The sequence below is a fragment of the Enterobacter sp. Lyrl_3 genome, from assembly GCF_051948675.1.
Classification (GTDB): domain Bacteria; phylum Pseudomonadota; class Gammaproteobacteria; order Enterobacterales; family Enterobacteriaceae; genus Enterobacter; species Enterobacter cloacae.
Window position 1 is genome coordinate 291,653 of record NZ_JAYJLI010000002.1, and the last position, 24,225, is coordinate 315,877.

At 57.2% G+C, this 24,225-nt stretch carries 20 protein-coding genes and 1 other RNA gene; 12 read left to right on the forward strand and 9 right to left on the reverse strand.

Features of this window, described 5'->3' with window-relative positions:
* Positions 1–10: 10 nt before the first annotated feature.
* The gene (locus VF709_RS06610; protein ID WP_038419183.1) at positions 11–688 is read right to left on the reverse strand and encodes a fimbrial biogenesis chaperone; all 678 of its coding nucleotides are present in this window, start codon (positions 686–688) and stop codon (positions 11–13) included.
* Between the two features lie 57 nt (positions 689–745).
* Entirely contained in the window at positions 746–1,276 is a 531-nt protein-coding gene (locus VF709_RS06615) for a fimbrial protein (protein ID WP_029882031.1), read from the reverse strand.
* Between the two features lie 356 nt (positions 1,277–1,632).
* On the opposite strand from VF709_RS06615, the gene VF709_RS06620 reads away from it, so the two are divergent.
* Positions 1,633–2,292 carry a helix-turn-helix domain-containing protein gene (locus tag VF709_RS06620; RefSeq protein ID WP_129251585.1) on the forward strand — a complete coding sequence of 220 codons (660 nt, stop codon included), beginning with the start codon at positions 1,633–1,635 and terminating at the stop codon, positions 2,290–2,292.
* 66 nt (positions 2,293–2,358) lie between these two features.
* Positions 2,359–2,988, forward strand: coding sequence for a helix-turn-helix domain-containing protein (locus VF709_RS06625; RefSeq protein ID WP_013096971.1), 630 nt, complete (start codon positions 2,359–2,361; stop codon positions 2,986–2,988).
* A gap of 44 nt (positions 2,989–3,032) precedes the next feature.
* On the opposite strand, the gene VF709_RS06630 is transcribed toward VF709_RS06625, so the two are convergent.
* The 3 genes from VF709_RS06630 to ydiJ all read right to left on the reverse strand — a co-directional run bounded on the left by VF709_RS06630 (position 3,033) and on the right by ydiJ (position 6,776).
* Positions 3,033–3,227, reverse strand: a complete 195-nt coding sequence (locus tag VF709_RS06630) for a YdiH family protein (protein ID WP_013096972.1) — start codon at positions 3,225–3,227, stop codon at positions 3,033–3,035.
* Positions 3,228–3,312: 85 nt separating this feature from the next.
* The gene (gene menI, locus VF709_RS06635; RefSeq protein WP_023620692.1) at positions 3,313–3,723 is read right to left on the reverse strand and encodes a 1,4-dihydroxy-2-naphthoyl-CoA hydrolase; all 411 of its coding nucleotides are present in this window, start codon (positions 3,721–3,723) and stop codon (positions 3,313–3,315) included.
* Positions 3,720–6,776, reverse strand: a complete 3,057-nt coding sequence (gene ydiJ, locus VF709_RS06640; protein ID WP_020688342.1) for a D-2-hydroxyglutarate dehydrogenase YdiJ — start codon at positions 6,774–6,776, stop codon at positions 3,720–3,722. Before ydiJ ends, menI begins: the two co-directional genes overlap by 4 nt.
* Before the next feature lie 199 nt (positions 6,777–6,975).
* Between ydiJ and ydiK the strand changes: the two genes are divergently transcribed.
* The gene (gene ydiK / locus VF709_RS06645; protein WP_013096976.1) at positions 6,976–8,091 is read left to right on the forward strand and encodes an AI-2E family transporter YdiK; all 1,116 of its coding nucleotides are present in this window, start codon (positions 6,976–6,978) and stop codon (positions 8,089–8,091) included.
* 209 nt (positions 8,092–8,300) lie between these two features.
* Positions 8,301–8,408, forward strand: an RNA gene (rprA, locus tag VF709_RS06650) — antisense sRNA RprA.
* 5 nt (positions 8,409–8,413) lie between these two features.
* On the opposite strand, the gene VF709_RS06655 is transcribed toward rprA, so the two are convergent.
* From VF709_RS06655 to ppsA, 3 genes are all read right to left on the reverse strand, one after another.
* On the reverse strand, positions 8,414–10,789 hold the full coding sequence (locus VF709_RS06655; RefSeq protein WP_095454819.1) for a glycoside hydrolase family 3 N-terminal domain-containing protein: 2,376 nt from the start codon (positions 10,787–10,789) through the stop codon (positions 8,414–8,416).
* Positions 10,790–10,792: 3 nt separating this feature from the next.
* Positions 10,793–12,193 carry an MFS transporter gene (locus VF709_RS06660; protein WP_013096978.1) on the reverse strand — a complete coding sequence of 467 codons (1,401 nt, stop codon included), beginning with the start codon at positions 12,191–12,193 and terminating at the stop codon, positions 10,793–10,795.
* Positions 12,194–12,426: 233 nt separating this feature from the next.
* On the reverse strand, positions 12,427–14,805 hold the full coding sequence (gene ppsA, locus VF709_RS06665; protein WP_013096979.1) for a phosphoenolpyruvate synthase: 2,379 nt from the start codon (positions 14,803–14,805) through the stop codon (positions 12,427–12,429).
* Positions 14,806–15,140: 335 nt separating this feature from the next.
* On the opposite strand from ppsA, the gene ppsR reads away from it, so the two are divergent.
* From ppsR to VF709_RS06705, 8 genes are all read left to right on the forward strand, one after another.
* A complete protein-coding gene (gene ppsR / locus VF709_RS06670) occupies positions 15,141–15,974 on the forward strand; it encodes a posphoenolpyruvate synthetase regulatory kinase/phosphorylase PpsR (RefSeq protein WP_440231168.1) in 834 nt (277 codons plus the stop codon).
* Between the two features lie 152 nt (positions 15,975–16,126).
* Positions 16,127–17,173 (forward strand): 3-deoxy-7-phosphoheptulonate synthase AroH, encoded by a 1,047-nt coding sequence (gene aroH / locus VF709_RS06675; protein WP_149896463.1) that lies wholly within the window; start codon positions 16,127–16,129, stop codon positions 17,171–17,173.
* A gap of 211 nt (positions 17,174–17,384) precedes the next feature.
* Positions 17,385–17,567, forward strand: coding sequence for a hemin uptake protein HemP (gene hemP, locus VF709_RS06680; protein WP_020688348.1), 183 nt, complete (start codon positions 17,385–17,387; stop codon positions 17,565–17,567).
* Positions 17,568–17,643: 76 nt separating this feature from the next.
* Complete coding sequence (locus VF709_RS06685; RefSeq protein WP_149896464.1) at positions 17,644–19,629, forward strand: TonB-dependent hemoglobin/transferrin/lactoferrin family receptor; 1,986 nt, start codon at positions 17,644–17,646, stop codon at positions 19,627–19,629.
* Positions 19,630–19,674: 45 nt separating this feature from the next.
* Positions 19,675–20,703: a hematinate-forming heme oxygenase ChuS gene (chuS, locus tag VF709_RS06690; protein ID WP_149896465.1), complete on the forward strand. Its 1,029-nt coding sequence runs from the start codon at positions 19,675–19,677 to the stop codon at positions 20,701–20,703.
* On the forward strand, positions 20,700–21,521 hold the full coding sequence (locus VF709_RS06695; RefSeq protein WP_058661021.1) for a heme/hemin ABC transporter substrate-binding protein: 822 nt from the start codon (positions 20,700–20,702) through the stop codon (positions 21,519–21,521). The genes chuS and VF709_RS06695 overlap by 4 nt, the downstream gene beginning before the upstream one ends.
* Positions 21,521–22,513: a FecCD family ABC transporter permease gene (locus VF709_RS06700; RefSeq protein WP_023620696.1), complete on the forward strand. Its 993-nt coding sequence runs from the start codon at positions 21,521–21,523 to the stop codon at positions 22,511–22,513. Before VF709_RS06695 ends, VF709_RS06700 begins: the two co-directional genes overlap by 1 nt.
* Positions 22,506–23,285 carry a heme ABC transporter ATP-binding protein gene (locus VF709_RS06705; RefSeq protein WP_058651493.1) on the forward strand — a complete coding sequence of 260 codons (780 nt, stop codon included), beginning with the start codon at positions 22,506–22,508 and terminating at the stop codon, positions 23,283–23,285. Before VF709_RS06700 ends, VF709_RS06705 begins: the two co-directional genes overlap by 8 nt.
* Here the strand turns inward: VF709_RS06705 and VF709_RS06710 are convergent.
* Entirely contained in the window at positions 23,264–24,175 is a 912-nt protein-coding gene (locus tag VF709_RS06710) for a LysR family transcriptional regulator (protein WP_013096988.1), read from the reverse strand. The genes VF709_RS06705 and VF709_RS06710 overlap by 22 nt on opposite strands.
* Between the last annotated feature and the right edge of the window lie 50 nt (positions 24,176–24,225).

Sequence of the window (24,225 nt, forward strand, 5' to 3'; positions counted from 1 at the left end):
TGTGAAAGGATCACAAACTGGCTTTATGTAATACGCCGGGACTGCCATAGTCGTTGATAATTTTAAACGTGAGTGAATCTCCCCTTGCCTCATTGGGTAATACAAACCGGGCTGAGGCGCCGGGTAACACGTAGGTCACATCGTCCAGCTTTTTCCCCCCCAGCGTAATTTCATTAAAATTGACGACATATTGCGTGGGGTTGTTGACCTGAATTTCATTCCCGGCGCGTTGCCAGGTTAATTTATTAGCCTGTTCTTCTGGCGTAGACGCCCGCAAACTTTCTGGCCGGTAGATCAGTTTGATGCGCGTTTTCACTGCTATTTGCAGGGCGTTCGTCTGTTTTGATGCCGAAGGGATCGCTTTAATATTCAGCCAAAATAAACTTTCCTGCTGCTGAGGCAGTGCGCCCGCCATCACAATTCGCTCGACGTTTTTTTGCCCGCCATCCAGTCGGTATAACGGTGGTGTAATAATAAAAGGCGCTTTACCTGAATTACCTTCCGGCGTATCTATCCATGACTGAATTAAATAAGGCGTCGCGTCAGGATTATTAATGCTTATTGACGCCTCTTTTTTTGTCCCATCGAAAATGATACGGGTGCCGCCAATAATCACTCCGGCCTGCGCTGTGCTCAGCGTCAGTGCTGACAGCGCTACGGCCAGTCCGGTTGTGTTGATAAAACGCATTGTAAACCTCATACCACAAAGGGGCCGGGCTGGCCCCCTGCACATTGCTGCAAACGATTAGTTGTAAACCACGGAGAAGTTAGCGACAGAATTCGCCGGACCGGCGGTGACAGTCGCTGCGGTGGAAATATACTGAGCGTAGAAACTCAGGGTATTATCCGCGGTGCTGCTCAGCACATAGCTATAGCTGTTGCTGCCGTGAAGCGGCAGATCCGCCTTATCCGCACTCATCAGGTTGATTGCCACTCCGGTCGCCGCTCCCGCCGCAGACGAATCAATCGCCAGCAGGCTGGAATTGGTGGCATCTGGCGTACCATCAAAGCGAACCTTCGCGTTGGTCACCGTCACCGGGCAATTTTTCAACACGATATTAAATTGCGTGGCTGCGGTTCTGGCCCCGGTGGTTGGAAACTCGGTCTTATAATAATCACCTAATACCACCACCTGGTTCTGCGAAGCCACATCAACGTCACAGGCGGAATCCAGAATATTTCCGTTAAAATTAACGGTACCTGCTGCGGCGAAAGCGTGGGTTGCTGTCAGGGCGGAACCCACTGCCAGCAGGGTTATCATCATTTTATTTTTCATCATCAAATCCTGTATCACTTTATTTATTACTGAAATCCAGATTATATAATTCGGGCTTCATCAGCCGATGACCGAAATTTATACAACTCTTTTTCGGTACACAATCTATTTTGAGGTCTAGCTGTAGACTTCTCTTTAACAAAATAAATACATTTCAGTTTTGAAATTTCTTAAGCCTTTCTATTTCGAGTCTACTTTTAGACCCCTAATTTACGTCCTTAAAATTCATATAATTAGGCTCGTCATTTACTGCGGTCTATTTTTGGACCCGTCTTAAATATTCCACGACTCGCTGTTTTTTAAGATAATTCTCTATATCGATCAAATAATGATCGCGTCCGTGAGTGAGGTATCTGATGAACACCCGAATGGCTCCCAGTCTCGATAATGAAAAAGCCACCGTGCTTACGGCTAAACCCTATAAGCACATCGAGAAATTAATTGATCATCTTTTTCCGTTGGCAGAGAGGCGCATACTGTCCCGGGGGGAAGTGCTCCACTATTATGCAAACGACGTGCGTCAGTGTTTTTTATTGCTCCAGGGCAGCGTGGCGTTGCACCGTCGGGGAGATGGCATCGTCTTAAATTCTGAATCCGCGCCGTTTATTCTTGGCGTGAGTAGCCAGTTCTCCTCAGAGCACCTGTATGTCAGGGCGCTGGAGACCTCCGAACTCGCCGGGGTTTCGCTGGAGCGTTTTAACGGCGTGATTGCGCAACACAATTTATGGGAGCCGTTTTCGCATCTGCTGATCTATACCGCCTCCCGGGTCTATGAGCACTGCTCGCGGATCTCGCAGATGTCGGCCTATGACATCATCCGTTTTCAGCTGGTTGAATTGATGCAGGAGCCCGAAGCAATACGGCTGAACACCACGGCGGCCGCCTATATACAAAGTCGCACCTGGCTTTCGCGTAGCGGGATAATGCGGATCCTGGCCGAACTGCGCACCGGGAAGTACATTACGATGGAGCGCGGCGTGCTGCTTGATGTCCACCATCTGCCGCGGAAATACTGATTCAGGTGATGTCGGTAATAAGGAGTAACGCTATAATCAGAAAGATGATTCTTTCAGGTTCAGGTTATGTCCTCCACAGAAAAACCCCATCGTGGTTCTCCCTATGCGCAAGCGCTGATTACGCACTTACAACCTTATTCTACTGTCCGTCATCTCGATCGCGGGGAGCAGCTGGATCTGGTGGTTGATGGCCGGGGAATGAGTTATTTGATTCTGGAAGGGACCGTTGCCATTTACCGACGCAGCGACAATCTGATGCTGTCGACCGCGAAAAGCCCGGCGTTATTTGGAGTGGCTAATATTAATGACATCTTTTTTGACGACTACCTGAAAACGGTGACCCCCTGCAAGATTGGAACGCTGACCGCAGAGCAACTCCACGTCATTATTCAGGAGAAGGCGCTATGGGGGTTGATATCAAACCACCTGATGTTTATGTACAACCGGCTCTATAACACCGTCATGCCAAAGGGTGCCCCGACGGCCTATGAGATGATCCGCCAGCAGCTGATGTTATTAATGAATGAAGATGAATCTTATCGCCGGGAGATAACCGCAGAACGCTACATTCGCGATAAAACCCAGCTTTCCCGCAGCGGCGTGATGCGTATCCTGGCCGATCTCAAAACAGGGGGCTTTATTGAAATGGAAGATGGCAGGCTGATTAAAATCAATAAACTTCCCGCCCGGTACTGAATTGCAGACACAAAAAAGGCCGCACTCGCGGCCTTTTCACTCTCTCAATGGACGTGAACGCCCAAGCGCCAGGCAAAATAGATCTCTTCTTTCAGTTCATTCGAAGAGAGCGCCAGCAAATCTGTAAACTCCAGTTCAAGCTGTTTCAGCTTTTTCAGGTACTGCGCCGGAGACAGGTTGCTGTTATCGCGACGTAAATATTCAATTGCCAGTTGCGTTGGGGTTATTTCAGTATCCATGATGTCCTCACTTGTGTACAAATCCTGACCAGTATATCACAACACCCTGGCGAGATTTTGACCAAATGCAAAAACATCAGGAAATTTATACCACCGCCGTCGTCAGCCTGGATGAGCAGCACAGCCGATCCTGCTCATCGAGAATATCAATCTGCCACACCTGATGACGGCTACCGGCGTGCAGCGCGCGGCAAATACCGCGCACGCGCCCGCTGCGCACCGAGCGAATATGGTTGGCGTTCACCTCAAGCCCGACGACCTTCTGCTCCCCTTCGGTGCAGAGATACCCCGCCACCGAGCCCAGGGTTTCGGCCAGCACCACGGACGCACCGCCGTGCAGTAAACCAAACGGCTGGTGCGTACGATGATCGACAGGCATGGTGGCCTCCAGATCGTCTTCGCCGATGCGGATAAACTGGATATCCAGCAACCCGACCATATTCCCCTCGCCCATGGCGTTTAATGCCTGTAGCGTGACGGCACGTTTCCAGATCATCCGATAATCTCCAGTAAAGCCTGTAACGGATGGCGTACCCCGTTACCTTCAACACGTTTCACCTGGCTACGACAGGAGTAGCCCGTTGCCAGGCAGCGGTTTCGCGGCAAGCGCTGCATCGCCTGATGCCATGACAGCTCGTAGATACCGAGCGAGTTGGCGTGATTCTTCACTTCATGCCCGTAAGTGCCTGCCATGCCGCAGCAACCGACGCTGACGCTCTCAAGCTTCGCGCCAAAGCGGGCAAAAATAGAGGCCCATTGCGCAGGTGCGCCCGGCAGCGCGGTGACTTCGGTACAGTGGCCAAACAGGTACCACGGCTCACCGCTGACCTCCATGGCGCTGGTCTGCTCGAGAGCCGCCGGCAGCCACTCGTGCACCAGCATAACGTGGAACGCCCCGCGTTTATCGCCCAGCGTCTGCTTATATTCATCGCGATAGCAGAGCACCAGCGCCGGATCGACACCCACCATCGGCATGCCCAGCCCGGCGACCCGGTTAAGGAAATCAGACGTTTTTTGCGCCGTTTTCGCGAAGCGGTTGAGGAAGCCTTTAATGTGTTGCGCCTTACCGTTGGGTGAGAACGGCAGAACCACCGGCTGATACCCCAGTTTTTCCGCCAGACGGACAAAATCGGCCACCACCTGCGCGTCGTAATAGCTGGTAAACGGATCCTGCACCACCAGCACCACCTTCGCTTTTTGCTCAGGACTTAACGCCTCAAGCTGCTCCAGGGTCATGTTTGCCGAGCGGTGCCCCACCAGCTGACGCTGCAGCGACGGCACCGAGAGCAACGGCAGATCCACCATCCCGATATGTTTTTCGGAAAGCTTGCGCACCAGCGGCTGATTGATAAAGAAGTTGAACGTTTTTGGCGCCCGGGCCATCAGCGGGGCATAGCTCTCCACCGTTGCCACCAGATGGTCGCGCATCGGGCGCAGATAGCGCGTGTGGTAGAGCTGCAGGAAGCGCGAGCGGAACTCCGGTACGTCTATCTTAATCGGGCACTGGGTCGAACAGGCTTTACAGGCCAGGCAGCCGGACATGGCCTCTTTCACCTCATGGGAGAAATCATACTCGCCCTTATTCGCATGCCAGCTGTTGCGGGTGCGCTCTATCAGGGAACGCAGGCTGGCCCGTTTTTCCGGCAACTCCTGCTCCAGCTTGAGCGGGTCGATACCGCGATCGGCCAGCAAACGCAGCCATTCGCGTACCAGCGTCGCCCGCCCTTTTGGCGAATGAATGCGGTTGCTGGTGATTTTCATCGACGGGCACATCGGGCTTTTCACGTCGAAGTTAAAGCACAGGCCGTTGCCGTTACACTCCAGCGCCCCACGCCAGGACGCGCGCACGGCAATCGGGATTTGTCTGTCGTACGTGCCGCGCTTGACGGCATCCACCTGCAGCATGGGCGCGTCCACCCCCTCCGGCGGACAAATTTTCCCCGGATTGAGACGGTTATTGGGATCGAACGCCGCTTTGACCTTGCGCAGCTCGCCGAAGAGCTGTTCACCGAAGAACGCCGGGCTGTACTCGGCGCGGAACCCTTTTCCGTGTTCCCCCCACAGCAGGCCGCCATATTTCGCGGTTAAGGCCACCACCTCATCGGAGATCTGTTTCATCAGGATCTCCTGCTGCGGATCGCACATGTCCAGGGCCGGACGCACATGCAGCACCCCGGCATCAACGTGGCCGAACATGCCATAGCTCAGGCCGTGGCTGTCCAGCAGCGCACGGAATTCAACGATATAATCCGCCAGATGCTCAGGAGGGACGCAGGTATCTTCGGCAAACGGAATCGGCTTCGCGGCGCCTTTGGCATTGCCGAGCAGCCCCACCGCTTTTTTACGCATCGCGTAGATACGCTCAATGCCGGCCAGGTCGTTACAGAGCTGCCAGCCAATGACCCCACCTTCGCCGTGGGCGATCAGTTCATCAAGCCGCTGACAGAGCGTGGTCACCTGGCTATCGATAAGTTCTGCATCGTCTCCGGCAAATTCAACGATGTTAAGCCCGAGCATTTCTTTGTCCGGCACATCGGTAATCAGCTCCCGCACCGAGTGCCAGACGATATCTTCCCGCGCCAGATTAAGCACCTTCGAGTCAACGGTTTCCACCGACAGCGCCTGCGCCTCCACCATAAACGGGGCATTACGCAGCGCGGAATCAAAGGAGTCATATTTGACGTTCACCAGGCGGCGCACTTTGGGCAGCCGGGTGATATCCAGCCGCGCCTCGGTAATAAACGCCAGCGTTCCTTCGGAGCCAGTCAGCACACGGGTCAAATCAAACTGGGTCAGTTCGTCGTTAAAGACATGACGCAGGTCGTAACCGGTCAGGAAGCGGTTCAGTTTGGGGAATTTGTCGAGGATCAGCTGGCGGTTATCGCGACAGCGTTCCAGCACGGTGCGATAGATGCGCCCGCTTGCGGTGTTCTCTTTACCCAGCGTTTCCGCCAGCTCGACCGGCACAGGCTGGGTATCCAGGATATCGCCGCCCAGCAGCACCGCCCGTACGCCCAGAACGTGATCGGAGGTTTTTCCGTAGACCAGCGAACCCTGCCCGGAGGCATCGGTGTTGATCATACCGCCGATGGTTGCCCGGTTGCTGGTAGAAAGCTCCGGCGCAAAAAAGTAGCCGTAGGGCTTCAGATACTGGTTGAGCTGATCCTTAATCACCCCCGCTTCAACGCGTACCCATCCCTCTTCAGGATTGATCTCGATGATGCGGTTCATATAGCGCGACATATCAATGATGATGCCCTGGTTCAGGGCCTGGCCATTTGTTCCGGTGCCGCCGCCGCGCGGGGTGAACACCAGAGCGCTAAAACGCTCTTGCGTCGCCAGCCGGGCAATCAGCGCCACATCGGCCGTTGAACGTGGAAAGACGACTGCATCGGGAAGAAGCTGGTAAATACTGTTATCGGTCGCCATCGTCAGCCTGTCGGCATAGTTCGTGGCGGTATCACCTGTAAAACCCTGTTGCTCCAGTGCCTGCAAAAAATTAAGCACCAGCTGAACGACGCCAGGTGCTTGAGAAATCTGTGGGATCATGACTGTCGACCCTAATTAGAGTAGTGTGAAATCGTTTGCGTTGTGTCTGGAAAGTTTTATCACATTTTTTTCTTATGTGCTTCGCTGAATTACGGGCAAAATCCGCCTGTCAAAAATCGCTGATATCATTAATGATTAGAGTGACGCGGTTATCCGTTCCCGCCAGCCTCGCTGGTGTTTATTAAGGAAAGTTTCATTTATGGTCAATCTTCGCCAGCCCAGGGATGTTGCGCAAATTTTGCTGTCGGTGCTGTTTCTGGCCCTCATGATTATTGCGTGTCTGTGGATTGTTCAACCTTTCATACTTGGCTTCGCCTGGGCCGCAACGGTGGTCGTGGCGACCTGGCCGGTGCTGTTACGTTTGCAGAAACTGCTGTTTGGCCGCCGCGGTCTGGCGGTACTGGTCATGACGCTGCTGCTGTTCCTGCTGTTTATTATTCCGATTGCGCTGCTGGTGAACAGCCTTGTCGATTCCAGTGGCCCGGTTATTCGCGCCGTCACCAGCGGTGATTTAACGCTGCCGGATCTCGCCTGGCTGAACAGCATTCCGGTGGTAGGCGCCAAACTTTACAGCGGCTGGCATAGCCTGCTGGAGATGGGCGGCAGCGCGTTGATGGCGAAAGTGCGTCCGTATATTGGCACCACCACCACCTGGTTTGTGGGTCAGGCGGCACATATTGGTCGCTTTATGATGCACTGTGCGCTGATGCTGGTCTTCAGCGCCCTGCTCTACTGGCGCGGTGAACAGGTAGCGTTGGGCGTACGCCATTTCGCTACCCGACTGGCCGGTAAACGCGGCGATGCCGCAGTTCTGCTGGCGGCGCAGGCCGTGCGGGCGGTTGCGCTTGGGGTGGTCGTCACGGCGCTGGTGCAGGCGGTGCTGGGCGGTATTGGCCTGGCCATTTCTGGCGTGCCGTACGCTACCGTCTTTACGGTGGTGATGCTGATGACCTGTCTTGCGCAGCTGGGGCCGTTGCTGGTGCTGGTCCCAAGCATCATCTGGCTTTACTGGACCGGGGATACCACGTGGGGAACCGTTCTGCTGGTCTGGAGCTGCGTGGTTGGCACCATGGATAACGTGATTCGTCCCATCCTCATCCGCATGGGCGCGGACCTGCCGCTGATCCTGATTCTCTCCGGCGTCATTGGCGGGTTAATCGCCTTTGGGATGATCGGTCTGTTTATTGGACCGGTGCTGCTTGCCGTCACCTGGCGTCTCTTCTCCGCCTGGGTACACGAAGTGCCGCCGCCGGGTACCGACCCGGATGTGATTTTGAGCGAACTCGAAGAGCTGGAAGAGAAGAATACGCAGTAAAAGGGATTGCCGGGTGGCGTTGACGCTTACCCGGCCTACATTCTCCCCGGCAATACTTAAATGTTGCTAAACTATTTATTCGTTGCGCACTGGTCCGACCCGCCTTTTTTGCTCTAAGTCCGCTATTCACCTCAAGAAATCTTTACTTCTCTTTAACTATTGAGACGAATCTGATCGACGCTCAAGATTGGCATGCCTACTATTAGCTCACGGTTATAAATCAACACCTTGATTTATAAGCATGGAAATCCCCTGAGTGAAACAACGAATTGCTGTGTGTAGTCTTTGCCCATCTCCCACGATGGGCTTTTTTTTATCCTGGCTACGCGTGTTGAACCTGACAGGTGCTTAGCATGCGCCATTCAGCAGGCAGCACCCGCGTCTCTCCCGTCACATTGACCGTCACCACGTCGCGAATATCCGCCGACGATGCCCCCACCTGCAGCTCAAACTCGCCCGGCTCGACAATGCGTTTGCCGTCCCGACGGGTAAAGTTGAACATCTCCACAGGCAGCGTAAAGGTGAGCGTGGCCGTTTCGCCCGGCGCGAGCGCCACGCGCTGGAACGCTTTCAGCTCCTGAAGCGGCCGCACCTGCGTGGCAACCTTATCCCGGACGTACACCTGCACCACCTCGCTGCCGCTGCGTTCACCGCGGTTGGTGACGTCAATACTCAACACAACTTCGCCGTCCACCGGTACGCTGTTTTGCGCGAGGCGTGCTGCGCCCCAGTTAAATTGCGTCCAGCCAAGGCCGAAACCAAAGGGATAGCGGGAGCCAAAGTGGAACGCGAATGGCGTGCCGCCGCTTTTCAGCTTGTGGTTGTAGTAGTACGGCATGGCGCCCGCACTTTTCGGCACGCTCACCACCAGACGTCCCTGCGGCTCCGCGCGCCCGGTTAACACATCGGCAATTGCCCAGCCCCCTTCCTGCCCAGGCGCCCAGGCCATCATCAGCGCCGCGACCTTATCTTCCAGCCCCTGAAGATTGTACGGCCGCCCACCGGTCATCACGACAATCACCGGTTTGCCCGTGGCGACCAGGGCTTCCAGCAGTTGTTGCTGAACGCCAGGCAGGTTCAGGGAATCGGTATCGGATCCTTCCCCTACCGTGCCGCTCTGGAACAAACCGGCGAGGTCGCCGACGCAGGCCACCACCACGTCGCTCTCCTGCGCGGCGTTCACGGCTTCGGGGATCAGCGCGGTACTTTGCGACACCGGCGACTGCTGCATCGGTTTGCCCCCGCTGTCACCCGGGAAGACCGGCGCGCCCGCCATTCGTTTTTCGATGATGTGACACCCTTTGGCATAACGCACGTTCGACGCGCCCAGATAGTGCTCCAGCGCCGCGCGCGGAGTCGTCACCTGTGACGTTTCGTCAACCATATCGCTGATAATCAAATGCACCGGGAAGCTGTAGCCGCTGAGCAACGCCAGCGGATCGTCCGCCGTGGGGCCCACCACCGCCACGCGGGGTTTGCCGCCGAGAGGCAAAATGCCGTTATTCTCCAGCAGCGTCAGCGAACGGGTCGCCACCTCACGTGCAACCTGCCGGGTAGTCTCATTTTGCAAATCAATGCCGCTTTCATCGGCATACGGGTTTTCAAACAGGCCGAGACGGAATTTTTCGGTCAGCACGCGTCCTACAATCTCGTCCACTTTCGCCATGGAGATCAGACCACGCTCGACGGCCTCGGCCAGATGGCGGGCGCAGTCATCTTTCGGCAGCTCAACATCAAGCCCGGCATTAAAGGCCAGCGCGGCGGATTCGGTCGCATCATGCGAGACCCCGTGATGCTGATGTAGCAGGCTGACGCCGCCATAGTCCGCCACAACGATCCCGTCAAAGCCCCACTGTTCGCGCAGGACGGTGGTCAGCAGGAAGTGGTCACTGTGCCCCGGCTGATTGTCGATATCGTGGTAGGCAGGCATCACCGACCCGGCATTGGCCAGCTTCACCGCCATTTCAAACGGCAGCAGGAAGGTATCATTCAGTTCGCTAAAGCCCAGATGAACCGGGGCATGGTTGCGCGCTCCCTCGCTGAACGAGTGGCCCACATAGTGCTTAAGCGTGGCCAGCAGATCGCGTTTATCGCCCTGCAGCCCTTTAACGTAGGCCGTGGCCATCACACCCACCAGCCAGGGATCTTCGCCAAAGGTCTCTTCCGTGCGCCCCCAGCGCACATCGCGGGAGACATCCAGCACCGGGGCCAGCCCCTGCTGGCAGCCCACGGACCGCGCCTCTTTGCCTATCTGCTCGGCTGCCCGCTGCACCAGCGCCGGATCCCAGGTTGAACCGTAGTTGAGCGATGACGGGAACAGCGTGGCCGCTTTGCACAACAACCCCACCAGACACTCCTCATGGAACAGCGCCGGAATGCCGAGCCGCGTCTCTTCCATCATCATGCGCTGCAGACGGTTGGCGGCGCGCACGCCGGTTTGCGCATCAACGATATGGGTACCCAGCGGACGGGTAATCTGCCCGACGCCAAGCTTAAGCCGTTCGCTGAGCGAGGCCTGTTCACTCACCCCCGCGAATTCGTCACTCAAGTCGCTGCGTTCACGGTGGTTGCCGTTTTCATCGAGGATCAACCAGTACGCGTGCATCTGGGCGAACTTCTCTTCCGGGGTCATGCGTGCCAGCAAGTCGGCGACGCGCTCGTGCACGGGACGTCCCGCGTCCTTATAGATTGCAGTCATGTTTTACTCCTGTAGGGCGGAAGGGGCAGCCGGGCTGAGTTGCCCTGCTTCTGGCCGCACGTCGCGCTTGCTGGCCAGTTCGCGGGCGATGGAATCCACCAGCCGACTGTTGAGTTTGTAGATGGCAAGCAGCGCGACCATGCAGAGGAACAGCACGCACGGAATGAGGGTAAACAGTGCGTTAATGGTCGTGAGTACGTGCGGCGTCTGGGTTGCCTGGCCTGGCGCGTAATCCACCATCCCGAGCACCCAACCCACCACTGCCCCACCCAACGCCAGACCAAATTTGATGGCGAACAGCGCGGTGGAGAAGACCAGACCATCGAGCCGGCGACCGCTGCGGTGCTCTTCATAGTCGACCACATCGGAGAACATGGTCCACTGCAGCGGCGTGGTCAGGTTCTGGATGAAGCTAAAGACAATATTGAGGCCGAAAATCAGCCAGACCTGTGAAGGCGGCAGGAAGAAGATCAGCGCCCCAAAAATCACGAAGGAAATAATGGTCCACTGATAGGCACGTACGCGGTCAAATTTCCCCAGCAGCCGTTCGGATAATAATGCGCCACTTAAGGAGGCCACCATCCCGGAGACGATAAAGGCAAACACCAGTTCCGGACGCAACAGCACATAATTCACGTAATACATCGTGGCAGAGCCGCGCGTCACGACCGCCGTTAACAGCAAAATATTAAACAGGAACACAATTCGCCACTGGCTGTTCCCGGCCAGCAGTTTTAAATCGGTGAGCATGGAGCCAGAAGTATCATTCCGCGGAGAATAGCGCTCGCGGGTCATCAGGAAGCAGCAGAAGAATAAAATAATCCCCAGTAATCCCATCAGGCTCATGGCATAGAAATAGCCTTTCTGTACGTTGCCCTGTCCAAGATGCGAAACCAACGGCAAAGCGATAACCGTCACAATCAACCCGCCGATAAACGACAGGCCAAAGCGCCACGACTGCAGCGAATGGCGCTCGCGCGGATCCAGCGTCAGCGCGCCCGGCATGGCGCAGTAAGGGACGTTAATGGCGGAATAGATGAGGCTTAAAATCCCGTAGGTCACACAGGCATAGACGATTTTCGCCGTGGGCCCGACGTCGGGAACGTAGAACGTAATGAGGCAGCTTACGCCAAACGGAATGGCAAACCACAGCAGCCATGGACGGAAACGACCGTGACGCGTTTGGGTGCGATCCACCAGCGCGCCGATACAGGGATCAATAAAGGCATCGACCACGCGTACCACTAAAAACATGGTGCCCATAATGGCCGCGGGTAAACCGAAAACGTCTGTATAGAAATAAGCAAGAAATAACGTCGCTGTTTGCCAGACCAGCGCACTGGCCATATCACCTAAGCCATAACCTATTTTATCTTTGGTACGCAGTACAGAGGAGATTGTCATTTGTTATTTGCCTTTTTATCAGGTTAAAACGTATTTCAACCAGTTGCGCAAAATCCTGTTGATTTGCGCGGTAAGGCTCAAGTATTAGCAACCCTTTGTGTGCTAACAATTGTCTAAATTAACAGACAAATTATGATATTTGGTTTTTTACTTTATTTGTGATGGGGAGCAAATATAAGCGGAAATAAAAAAGGCGAGGATTATTTTCCTCGCCTTTTCAGATACGGAAGACGTTACTTGTTCAGTTCAGCCAGGCTCAGCCAGGTTTGCACCACGGTGTCCGGGTTGAGGGAAAGACTGTCGATCCCCTCTTCCATCAGCCAGGCCGCGAAGTCTTCATGGTCAGAAGGGCCCTGGCCACAAATCCCGACGTATTTACCCTGTTTCTTCGCCGCACGGATGGACATCGACAGCAGGGCTTTCACCGCCTCGTTGCGTTCGTCGAACAGCTCAGAGACCACGCCGGAGTCACGGTCCAGACCCAGCGTCAGCTGCGTCATGTCGTTCGAACCGATAGAGAAGCCGTCGAAGTGCTCCAGGAACTGCTCTGCCAGCAGGGCGTTGGACGGGATCTCACACATCATGATGATCTTCAGCCCATTTTCGCCGCGCTTCAGCCCCTGACGCGCCAGCTCGTCCACCACCGCTTTCGCCTGGTCCACGGTACGTACGAACGGGATCATGATCTCAACGTTAGTCAGCCCCATGTCGTTGCGCACGCGTTTTACCGCTTCACACTCCAGCGCGAAGCAGTCGCGGAAGCTGTCGGAGACATAACGTCCGGCCCCACGGAAGCCCAGCATCGGGTTCTCTTCTTCCGGCTCGTAACGCTCGCCGCCCACCAGGTTGGCGTATTCGTTAGACTTAAAGTCCGACAGACGCACGATCACGCGCTTCGGATAAAACGCCGCACCGAGCGTCGCGATCCCTTCGGTCAGACGGCCAACATAAAACTCTTTCGGCGAGTCGTAGCCTTTCATCATCTCGCGGATTTCGTTCTGCAGCTTTGCGTCCTGGTCGTCAAACTCCAGCAGCGCGCGCGGGTGAACGCCAATCATACGGTTGATGATAAATTCCAGACGCGCCAGGCCCACGCCTTCGTTCGGCAGGCAGGCGAAGTCAAACGCGCGGTCCGGGTTACCGACGTTCATCATGATCTTCAGCGGCAGGTCCGGCATGGTATCGACGCTGGAGCTTTTCACGCTGAAGTCAAGGATGTCAGCATACACGTAGCCGGTATCCCCTTCGGCACAGGAGACGGTCACGTTCTGTCCGTCCTTCATGCGTTCGGTTGCGTCACCGCAGCCGACAACCGCCGGGATCCCCAGCTCGCGGGCGATGATCGCCGCGTGACAGGTACGGCCACCGCGGTTGGTGACGATAGCCGCGGCTTTCTTCATGATCGGTTCCCAGTCCGGGTCGGTCATGTCGGTTACCAGCACGTCGCCCGGTTCAATGCGGTTCATCTCGCTGATATCGTGGATCACTTTCACCGGACCGGCACCAATGCGGTGACCAATCGCGCGGCCTTCCGCCACGATTTTGCCCTGCGCGTGGAGGGTATAACGCTCCATCACCTGACCGCGGGAGCGAACCGTTTCCGGGCGCGCCTGGACGATGAACAGCTTGCCGGTGTGACCGTCTTTGGCCCATTCGATGTCCATCGGACGGCCGTAGTGTTTTTCAATCTGCACCGCCTGCTTCGCCAGCTCCTGCACTTCGGCGTCGGTCAGGGAGAAGCGGTCGCGCAGCTCCTGCGGTACATCTTCAATCTTCACCTGCTTGCCATGCTCCTGGGTCGGGGCATAGATCATGCGGATTTTTTTCGAGCCCATGGTGCGGCGAACCACCGCCGGACGGTTGGCGGCAAGCGTCGGTTTGTGGACGTAGAATTCGTCAGGGTTCACGGCCCCCTGCACCACCATCTCACCCAGGCCCCACGCGGAGGTGATGAATACCACCTGGTCGAAGCCGGACTCGGTATCAATGGAGAACATCACACCGGAAGAGCCCACGTCGGAACGCACCATACGCTGTACGCCCGCAGAGAGCGCGACGCCGCGATGGTCATAGCCCTGATGCACGCGATAGGAGATAGCGCGATCGTTAAACAAGGAGGCGAACACGTGTTTCACCGCCACCAGTACCGCGTCATACCCCTGAACGTTCAGGAAGGTTTCCTGTTGTCCGGCGAACGAGGCATCCGGCATGTCTTCTGCGGTTGCAGAGGAGCGCACGGCGAAAGAGGCCTGCGCATCATCAGCGGAGAGCTGGTTGTACGCATCGTGAATGGCTTTTTCCAGTTCCGGCTGGAAAGGTGTGTCGATAATCCACTGGCGGATCTGCGCCCCGGCTTTAGCAAGCTCGGTAACGTCATCAATATCCGTTTTATCCAGCAGGTCGTAAATGCGCTGGTTTACACCGCTCTGGTCTAAAAACAGGTTAAACGCATCGGCGGTCGTGGCAAACCCGTTTGGTACGGAGACACCCATACCGGACAGATTTGTAATCATTTCACCCAGGGAGGCATTTTTGCCCCCAACTCTGTCTACATCATTCATGCCGAGTTGGTTATACCAAAGCACCAGCGGTGACGAGCCATTGTTGGACATCGAAACAATCCTTTTGTGATATTTGATCGGAGTAAGAAACACCTGACTACGTATTTATACTGGCATATTTATTTACGCTAAAAAAACGGTGAATCGTGTAAGCAATTTAAATTTTCAACTTTTCGGATACTTTCCCTCCACCGGATAAGCCGATGATTCCTATATATTCAGCCAAAAACCACAAAAATGACGTCGCTATTTGAAAAATGAAATCCACTTTTCAGGAAAATCAAAAACACCATTTCATTTTAAATTCAGATAACTTCTTTGCTGTGCAATTAACTTTTTTAATTTATGCTTTCAGACAATTAGGTCCGATATTCAGGGTGGATAAAATGGATAATGCTGTCGATCGCCACGTTTTTTATATTTCTGATGGTACGGCGATTACCGCCGAGGTGCTGGGGCATGCGGTGATGTCACAGTTCCCCGTTTCGATTAACAGCATCACGCTGCCGTTTGTGGAAAATGAGAGCCGCGCGCGGGCGGTCAAGGATCAGATTGATGCTATTTACCAGCAGACGGGCGTACGGCCGCTGGTGTTCTACTCCATCGTGATCCCGGAAATTCGCAACATCATTCTGCAAAGCGAAGGCTTTTGTCAGGATATCGTGCAGGCGCTGGTGGCTCCGCTGCAGAGCGAGCTGAAGCTCGACCCGACCCCCATCGCCCACCGAACCCACGGGCTGAACCCTGGCAACCTGACCAAATACGATGCGCGTATCGCCGCCATTGACTACACCCTGGCGCATGACGACGGCATCTCGCTGCGAAACCTCGACCAGGCGCAGGTCATTTTGCTGGGCGTCTCGCGCTGCGGCAAAACCCCTACCAGCCTCTACCTGGCGATGCAGTTTGGTATTCGTGCCGCCAACTACCCGTTCATTGCCGATGATATGGACAATCTGGTGCTGCCTGCCGCCCTGAAGCCGCTGCAGCACAAGCTGTTCGGGCTGACCATTAACCCGGAGCGCCTTGCCGCCATCCGCGAAGAGCGCCGCGAGAACAGCCGCTACGCCTCCATACGCCAGTGCCGAATGGAGGTCTCCGAAGTGGAAGCGCTGTACCGCAAAAACCAGATCCCGTGGCTGAACAGCACCAACTATTCGGTCGAAGAGATCGCCACCAAAATTCTCGACATCATGGGTCTTAATCGTCGCATGTACTAATATGCTAGTACATTAGCTCAGATTCAGGTATCATCCACCACATCCTCGGGGCGGAGCCGCCCCGAACTTGAAATCAGCAGGGATTGGTTTAAGGTGATGCCCATCACTTCCCGGTAGTCTGCCGATGAAGCAAAAAATTTCTGAGACATTCCATGAATAAAACCGACGAACTCCGCACAGCGCGCATTGACAGCCTGGTTACACCGGCTGAACTGGCACAGCGGCATCCACTTTCCGCAGGCGTTGCGGAGCATGTTACGGCCTCGCGCCGACGCATTGAAAAAATTCTTAATGGTGAAGACAAACGTCTTCTGGTGGTAATTGGCCCCTGCTCGATCCATGACCTGGACGCGGCGATGGATTATGCAAAACGGCTACAGGGGCTGCGGGAACAACACCAGCATCGCCTTGAGATCGTGATGCGGACCTACTTTGAAAAACCCCGTACCGTGGTGGGCTGGAAAGGATTAATTTCAGACCCCGATCTCAACGGCAGCTATCGCGTTAACCATGGGATTGAGCTGGCACGTAAGCTGCTTTTGCAGGTGAACGAGCTGGGCGTTCCCACGGCCACCGAGTTTCTCGATATGGTGACCGGCCAGTTTATCGCCGATCTGATCAGCTGGGGCGCGATTGGCGCGCGGACCACCGAGAGCCAGATCCACCGTGAAATGGCCTCTGCCCTCTCCTGCCCGGTCGGGTTTAAAAACGGAACCGATGGCAACACCCGGATTGCGGTCGATGCGATCCGCGCTGCGCGTGCCAGCCACATGTTCCTCTCGCCGGATAAGAGCGGCCAGATGACCATCTACCAGACCAGCGGTAACCCGTACGGGCATATCATTATGCGCGGCGGCAAGAAACCGAACTATCACGCCGGGGATATTGCCGCGGCCTGTGAAACGCTGGCCGAGTTCGATCTGCCGGAACATCTGGTGGTGGACTTCAGCCACGGTAACTGTCAGAAACAGCACCGTCGCCAGCTGGATGTCTGCGATGAGATCTGCCAGCAGATCCGCAGCGGTTCAAGCGCCATTGCGGGCATTATGGCCGAAAGCTTTATCCGCGAAGGCACGCAGAAAATCGTGTCGGGTCTGCCGCTGGTTTACGGCCAGTCGATCACCGACCCATGCCTGAGCTGGGAAGACAGCGAACTGCTGCTGGAGAAGCTGGCGTCTGCGGTAGATTCGCGCTTCTGATGTTATTGTCGGGTGGCGCTGCGCTTACCCGACCTACGATACGTGCCCTTCTCCCTCTCCCTGTGGGAGAGGGCCGGGGTGAGGGCATCAAACCGCACTTCCCCCCCCAAATTTGATCCTCTCACCCTTTTTTCACAAAAACGCTTGCCGCAAATTTGCAGTTTATTGATAATGATTATCATTGTTACATTGATTGTTATTTATAAACATTATGTCACGTACGGATAACACTGCGGCAACGCCGCCAAAAACAGACACAGCATCTGCCCCCGCCGAGCGTCGCATTGACAGCAAAACCCTGCTGGGCGATGAGGGACGGGTCATTATCGAGCATGACGGTCAACGCTACCTGCTGCGCCAGACCCATGCCGGAAAATTGATCCTCACAAAATAAACAACACAAAAACTCCGCCAGCCACCCAGGTGAACCCCAGGCAGCCAGCGCTTTCAATTCTTAATGGAGAGTTGCTATGCCACACCTGCCTTCCGCGCCTTTACGTCCGTCACTTCTGGCGCTGGCGATTGTCAGCACCCTGCCGGGCGTCGCGTTTGCTACCACAGATGAAATGACCGTGACCGCAACGGGTAACGCCCGTAGCGCCTTCGAAGCCCCCATGATGGTGAGCGTGATTGACGCCAGCACACCGGATAAACAAACTGCCAGCTCGGCAGCCGACCTGCTGCGTAACGTCCCCGGCCTGACGCTCGATGGCACCGGACGCACCAACGGCCAGGACGTTAACCTGCGCGGTTATGACCGTCGCGGCGTGTTGGTACTGGTTGACGGCGTGCGCCAGGGAACCGACACCGGCCACCTGAACAGCACGTTCCTCGATCCGGCGCTGATTAAACGTATCGAAGTGGTGCGCGGTCCGTCGGCCCTGCTATACGGCAGTGGCGCGCTGGGCGGTGTGATTGCCTATGACACCGTCGATGCCAAAGATCTGCTGGAGCCGGGTAAAAACAGCGGCTATCGGGTGTTCGCTACCGGTGCGACGGGCGATCACAGCATCGGCATGGGGGCCAGCGCCTATGGCCGCACCGATACTCTGGACGGGCTGCTCTCCTGGTCTAGCCGGGATCGTGGCGATCTGCGCCAGAGTGACGGCACCACCGCCCCGAACGACGAATCCATTCAGAACATGCTGGCGAAGGGCAGCTGGAAAATCGACGCGGCCCAGAGCCTGAGCGGCTCCCTGCGCTATTACAATAACGCCGCACAGGAGCCGAAAAACCCGCAAACCAGTGCAGCAGACAGCAGCAGTAACCCGCTGACCGACCGCTCCACCATCCAGCGTGACGCACAGCTCGGCTATCACCTTGCCCCACAGGGTAACGACTGGCTGAACGCCGACGCGAAAATTTACTGGTCCGAAGCACGTATCAACGCCCAGAACATCGACGGCAGCGGTGAGTTTCGCAAACAGACCACCAAAGGCGGCAAAGTGGAGAACCGCACCCGTCTGTTCAGCGATTCCTTTGCGTCGCACCTGCTGACCTACGGCGGTGAGTATTATCGTCAGGAGCAACGCCCGGGCGGGGCAACAACGGGCTTTCCGCAGGCACAAATCGATTTCAGCTCCGGCTGGCTGCAGGATGAAATCACCCTGCGCGACCTCCCCGTGACCCTTCTTGGCGGCACGCGCTACGACAACTACCGCGGCAGCAGCGACGGCTACAAGGATGTGGATGCCGATAAGTGGTCCTCCCGCGCCGGGTTAACCCTCAGCCCGACAGACTGGCTGATGCTGTTCGGCTCTTACGCGCAGGCGTTCCGCGCGCCAACCATGGGCGAAATGTATAACGACGCCAAACACTTCTCCATTGGCCGCTTCTATACCAACTACTGGGTGCCCAACCCCAATCTGCGCCCGGAAACCAACGAAACGCAGGAGTATGGTTTTGGTCTGCGCTTTGATGATCTGATGCTGACCAACGATGCGCTGGAGTTTAAAGCCAGCTATTTCGATACCAACGCCAAAGACTACATCTCCACCACCGTCAATTTTGCGGCGGCGACCACCATGTCATATAACGTCCCGAACGCCAAAATCTGGGGCTGGGACGTGATGGCGAAATACTCCGCCGACCTGTTCAACCTCGACCTCGCCTATAACCGCACGCGCGGAAAAGATACCGACACGGGCGAGTATATTTCCAGCATCAACCCGGATACCGTCACCAGCAAGCTGGATATTCCGCTGGCACAAAGCGGCTTCTCCGTCGGCTGGATCGGCACCTTTGTCGATCGCTCAACGCACATCAGCAGCAGCTACAGCGAGCAACCCGGCTACGCAGTTAACGATTTCTACGTGAGCTACACCGGCCAGGCGCAGCTTAAAGGCGTCACCACGACGCTGGTGCTGGGCAACGCCTTCGACAAACAATACTGGTCGCCACAGGGCATTCCGCAGGATGGCCGAAACGGGAAGATTTTCGTCAGTTATCAATGGTAATCCCCGCCCCGGCTGGCCGGGGCAATGCTTTGAGAGGAAAAGACAATGAATCACTACACACGCTGGCTTGAGCTAAAAGAAGAAAATCCGGGTAAGTATGCGCGCGACATTGCAGGTTTAATGAACATCAGCGAAGCCGAGCTGACCTTCGCCCGTGTGGGCCATGACGCCTGGCGCCTGCGCGGTGATGCCCGCGAGATCCTGGCCGCGCTGGAAGCGGTGGGCGAAACCAAATGCATCTGCCGCAACGACTACGCCGTTCACGAGCAGGTCGGCGCCTTTACCCATCAACACCTGAGCGGCCACGCCGGGCTGATCCTCAACCCGCGCGCGCTGGATCTGCGCCTGTTCCTTAACCAGTGGGCGAGCGTATTTCACATCAGCGAGGCCACCGCCCGCGGTGAGCGGCAGAGCATTCAGTTCTTCAACCACCAGGGCGACGCCCTGCTGAAGGTTTACGCCACGGATAACACCGACCTCACCGCCTGGGGCGATCTGCTCACCCGCTTTATCTTTGCCGGGAATCCGCCGCTGGCGTTGAAAACGGCCGATGTCCCGGCTCACGCTGAAAACCCGGACGCCTCGCTCGTGGACACAGAGTGGCGTGCCATGACCGACGTGCATCAGTTCTTCAGCCTGCTCAAGCGCCACAACCTCAGCCGTCAACAGGCGTTTCGCCTGGTGGGCGACGATCTGGCCTGCAGGGTCGACAACACCGCGCTGGCCCAGCTGCTGGAAACGGCGCGCCAGGACGGGAACGAAATCATGATTTTCGTCGGCAACCGCGGCTGCGTGCAGATCTTCACCGGCGTGGTGGAAAAACTGATGCCGATGAAGGGCTGGCTGAACATCTTCAACCCGGCTTTTACCCTGCATCTGCTGGAAGGCGCCATCGCCGAATCCTGGGTCACGCGCAAACCGACGGCTGACGGACATGTCACCAGCCTGGAGCTGTTTGCCGCCGACGGCACGCAGATTGCCCAGCTGTACGGCCAGCGGAGCGAAGGCGAACCCGAGCAGAGTCAGTGGCGCAGCCAGATCGACGCCTTAACGGCAAAAGGGCTGGCCGCATGAAAAAATGGCTTGCCCTGATCAGCGCCCTGCCGCTGCTGGCATTTGCTGCGCCGCAGGAGAAAATCGTCGCGCTCGGCGGCGACGTTACCGAGATTGTCTATGCGCTCGGCGCTGCGTCTTCGCTGGTGGCACGCGACAGCACCAGCCAGTGGCCACAGGCGGCGAACACGCTGCCGGACGTGGGCTATCTGCGCCAGCTAAATGCCGAAGGCATTTTGTCCATGCGCCCCACGCTGGTGCTGGCCAGTGCACAGGCACAGCCGTCTCTGGCGTTAAAACAGGTAGAGCAGAGTCACGTCAGGGTGATCACCGTTCCGGCAGGCAATGACCTCAACGTTATCGATGAAAAGGTTCGGGTTATCGCTGAGGCGACGCACCGCGAGGCAGAAGGGAAAACCCTGCGCAACTCGCTGCGTCAGGCGCTGGCGGCGCTTCCCGTGTCACCGCTCAATAAACGGGTGCTGTTTATTCTCAACCACGGCGGGATGACCGCGATGGCCGCCGGGCAACAGACCGCGGCGGATGCTGCCATTCGTGCGGCAGGGCTGCAGAACGCGATGCAGGGCTTCACTCGCTATCAGCCGCTGTCTCAGGAAGGCGTTATCGCCAGTCAGCCCGACCTGGTGGTGATCTCGCAGGATGGCGTGAACGCTCTGGGTGGGGCGGATGCGGTGTGGCAACTGCCCGGTCTGGCGCAAACTCCAGCGGGACGTCACCGGCAGATGCTGGCCATCGACGATATGGCGCTGCTGGGCTTTAGCGTGCGAACGCCACAGGCCATCCAGCAGTTACGCCGTAAAGCGGAGCAACTGCCCTGATGTCCCGACGCGCCGTACTGGCATTGTGGTTGCTGGCCGCGCTGCTGGCCGTCATGACGCTGGCGGCCAGCGGTGTGGGCGCGTTGCGCCTGCCGGTCAGCCTGCTGTGGAGCGGCAGCGACGACGCGCTGCGTCAGATCTGGCTGACAATCCGCCTGCCCCGCGTGCTGCTGGCGCTGGCGATCGGCGGTTCGCTGGCGCTGGCGGGCTGCGTGATGCAGGGACTGTTTCGTAACCCGCTGGCCGACCCGGGCCTGCTGGGGATCAGCAGCGGCGCAGCACTCGCCGTCGCGCTGTGGGTGGTTCTTCCGCTCTCGCTGCCCGCGCTGGTGATGCTGTACGCCCCGATGATGGCGGCGTTTCTCGGCGCGCTGGCCGCGACATTCGTCATTTTCCTGCTCAGCCGGCAGCGTGACAGTTCCCTGTCGCGACTGCTGCTGGTGGGGATTGCCATCAATGCCCTGTGCGGGGCGGCCGTCGGCGTGCTGTCATGGCTCAGTAATGATGCCCAGCTTCGCCAGCTCTCACTCTGGGGCATGGGCAGCCTCGGCCAGGCCCAGTGGTCAACGCTGCTGGCCGTCTGTTCGTTGATGGTTCCCACCGTGCTGGTTATCTGGCGCCTGGCTGGCGCACTTAATTTGCTGCAGCTTGGCGAGGAAGAGGCGCACTACCTTGGGGTGGAGGTGGCCGTTGTACAGCGGCTCCTGCTGCTGTGCAGCGCCCTGCTGGTGGCCGCCGCGGTGGCCGTCAGCGGTGTCATCGGCTTTGTTGGCCTTGTGGTGCCACACCTGGTGCGCATGTGGCTGGGGGCCGACCACCGGGCGGTGATCCCCGGCTCAGTACTGGCCGGTGCGTTACTGTTGCTGGCTGCCGATACGCTGGCACGTACCCTGGTCGCCCCGGCGGAAATGCCGGTCGGTTTATTGACCAGTCTTCTCGGTGCGCCGTGGTTCCTGTGGCTTATCTTTCGTCGCGGAGGTGCGCATGGCTGAACGCTACTGTGCGGAAAATATTGTCTTTCACGCCGGGCAACGGACGCTGATCGACGACGTGTCGCTGACCCTCTCTCAGGGCGAACTGGTGGCGTTGATTGGCCCCAACGGTGCCGGGAAATCGACCTTGTTACGCCTGCTTACCGGCTATCTCAAACCCGCGAGCGGACGGTGCAGTCTGGCGGGAACGCCGCTTACGGCCTGGCCGCCGGACAGACTCTCCCGCTACCGGGCGGTCATGCGCCAGAATACCCAGCTCGGATTCGACTGGCCGGTAGAAGCGGTGATCGGGATGGGGCGAGCGCCGTGGACGCGACGCCCTGAGGCGTCGGTGATTGAGGAGGTGATGGCTATCTCCGGCTGTTTACCGCTGGCGGGCAGGCAGTTTGCGGCGCTCTCCGGCGGGGAGCAGCAACGCGTCCAACTCGCCCGCGTGCTGGCACAGCTCTGGTGCGACGGTGCGCCGCGCGGCTGGCTGTTTCTGGATGAACCCACGTCCGCGCTGGATCTTTACCACCAGCAGCATCTGCTGCGCCTGCTCTCTTCCCTGACCCGTCGGGGGCATTTGCATGTCTGTGTGGTGCTGCACGATCTCAATCTGGCGGCGCTGTGGGCGGATCGGATCCTGCTGTTACATAACGGCAAAATGGTCGCTCAGGGGGCCCCGGAGGCGGTTCTGCAGGCCGATACGCTGACGCGCTGGTACGGCGCGCAGGTGCAGGTTGGCCGACACCCGGCTCATGCTGCACCTCAGGTATTTCTCGCCCCCTGATCGGGCTGATAAAAATCTTTCAGGGTTTCCAGCAGGGCATGCGCCGCTTTTGAGAGCTGCGTGTGCCCTGGATGGATCACCCCGATACATTTTTCTATCGGCGGGCTGTCCAGCGGAATGCAGACCGCACCCAGCGATGTCATCTGCGCCTCGCACAGCGCCGGTACGGCACTGCCGCCCAGCCCGCTGGCGACCATCCTTCCTACCGTCACAAGCTGATGGCTCTCCAGCGCCACCTCCAGCTTGCGGCCGCTACGGGCCAGCTCCTCTTCCATCATCAGGCGCACCGCCGAGGGGCGCTGCAGGGTAATGAAATCCAGCGTCAGCAGTTCATTCCAGGAAAGGCGTTTTTTCACCGCAAGGGGGGACGCTTTCGGCACAATGGCGACAAACCGGTCGAGGCCCAGCGGCGTAAACAGCAGGTTATGCGTCGGCGCTGGTTCAAAGGCGATCCCCATCTCGACCCGCCCTTCCCGCACCATCTCAATCACCTGTTCGTTGATGACATCATGCACGGTGACGTTGATCCCGGCATGGCGATCGCGAAACGCTTTCAGCACCTCCGGCAGGACGTTAGCCGCAAACGACGGCATGGCCGCGACCGAGATTTTGCCGCGCTGCAACGTAAAGCACTGGTGCATTGCCTCTTCCACGTTATCCCAGTCAGCCAGCAGCTGCCGCGCCATCGGTAAAAAGGTTTCGCCCTCCTGCGTCAGGGTGACCTTACGCGTGCTTCGCTGCAGCAGCGGGCCCCCCAGCGCATCCTCCAGCCCTTTAATCGTCAGGCTGAGGGCAGGCTGAGAAAGATTTAACCGTTCGCTGGCGTGCGCAAAATTGAGAGTGTGAGCTACCGCTAAAAACGCGCGTAACTGTTTGACACTCATTCTCATTTTTCATCCTGTTAACTAATTGAAAAAATTTAGTTAACAGGAAATTAATA

Bases quoted from the DNA above. Each gene is read 5' to 3' on its own strand.
- VF709_RS06610 (WP_038419183.1), bottom strand. From the start codon at position 688: ATGCGTTTTATCAACACAACCGGACTGGCCGTAGCGCTGTCAGCACTG.
- VF709_RS06615 (WP_029882031.1), bottom strand. From the start codon at position 1,276: ATGAAAAATAAAATGATGATAACCCTGCTGGCAGTGGGTTCCGCCCTG.
- VF709_RS06620 (WP_129251585.1), top strand. From the start codon at position 1,633: ATGAACACCCGAATGGCTCCCAGTCTCGATAATGAAAAAGCCACCGTG.
- VF709_RS06625 (WP_013096971.1), top strand. From the start codon at position 2,359: ATGTCCTCCACAGAAAAACCCCATCGTGGTTCTCCCTATGCGCAAGCG.
- VF709_RS06630 (WP_013096972.1), bottom strand. From the start codon at position 3,227: ATGGATACTGAAATAACCCCAACGCAACTGGCAATTGAATATTTACGT.
- menI (WP_023620692.1), bottom strand. From the start codon at position 3,723: ATGATCTGGAAACGTGCCGTCACGCTACAGGCATTAAACGCCATGGGC.
- ydiJ (WP_020688342.1), bottom strand. From the start codon at position 6,776: ATGATCCCACAGATTTCTCAAGCACCTGGCGTCGTTCAGCTGGTGCTT.
- ydiK (WP_013096976.1), top strand. From the start codon at position 6,976: ATGGTCAATCTTCGCCAGCCCAGGGATGTTGCGCAAATTTTGCTGTCG.
- VF709_RS06655 (WP_095454819.1), bottom strand. From the start codon at position 10,789: ATGACTGCAATCTATAAGGACGCGGGACGTCCCGTGCACGAGCGCGTC.
- VF709_RS06660 (WP_013096978.1), bottom strand. From the start codon at position 12,193: ATGACAATCTCCTCTGTACTGCGTACCAAAGATAAAATAGGTTATGGC.
- ppsA (WP_013096979.1), bottom strand. From the start codon at position 14,805: ATGTCCAACAATGGCTCGTCACCGCTGGTGCTTTGGTATAACCAACTC.
- ppsR (WP_440231168.1), top strand. From the start codon at position 15,141: ATGGATAATGCTGTCGATCGCCACGTTTTTTATATTTCTGATGGTACG.
- aroH (WP_149896463.1), top strand. From the start codon at position 16,127: ATGAATAAAACCGACGAACTCCGCACAGCGCGCATTGACAGCCTGGTT.
- hemP (WP_020688348.1), top strand. From the start codon at position 17,385: ATGTCACGTACGGATAACACTGCGGCAACGCCGCCAAAAACAGACACA.
- VF709_RS06685 (WP_149896464.1), top strand. From the start codon at position 17,644: ATGCCACACCTGCCTTCCGCGCCTTTACGTCCGTCACTTCTGGCGCTG.
- chuS (WP_149896465.1), top strand. From the start codon at position 19,675: ATGAATCACTACACACGCTGGCTTGAGCTAAAAGAAGAAAATCCGGGT.
- VF709_RS06695 (WP_058661021.1), top strand. From the start codon at position 20,700: ATGAAAAAATGGCTTGCCCTGATCAGCGCCCTGCCGCTGCTGGCATTT.
- VF709_RS06700 (WP_023620696.1), top strand. From the start codon at position 21,521: ATGTCCCGACGCGCCGTACTGGCATTGTGGTTGCTGGCCGCGCTGCTG.
- VF709_RS06705 (WP_058651493.1), top strand. From the start codon at position 22,506: ATGGCTGAACGCTACTGTGCGGAAAATATTGTCTTTCACGCCGGGCAA.
- VF709_RS06710 (WP_013096988.1), bottom strand. From the start codon at position 24,175: ATGAGAATGAGTGTCAAACAGTTACGCGCGTTTTTAGCGGTAGCTCAC.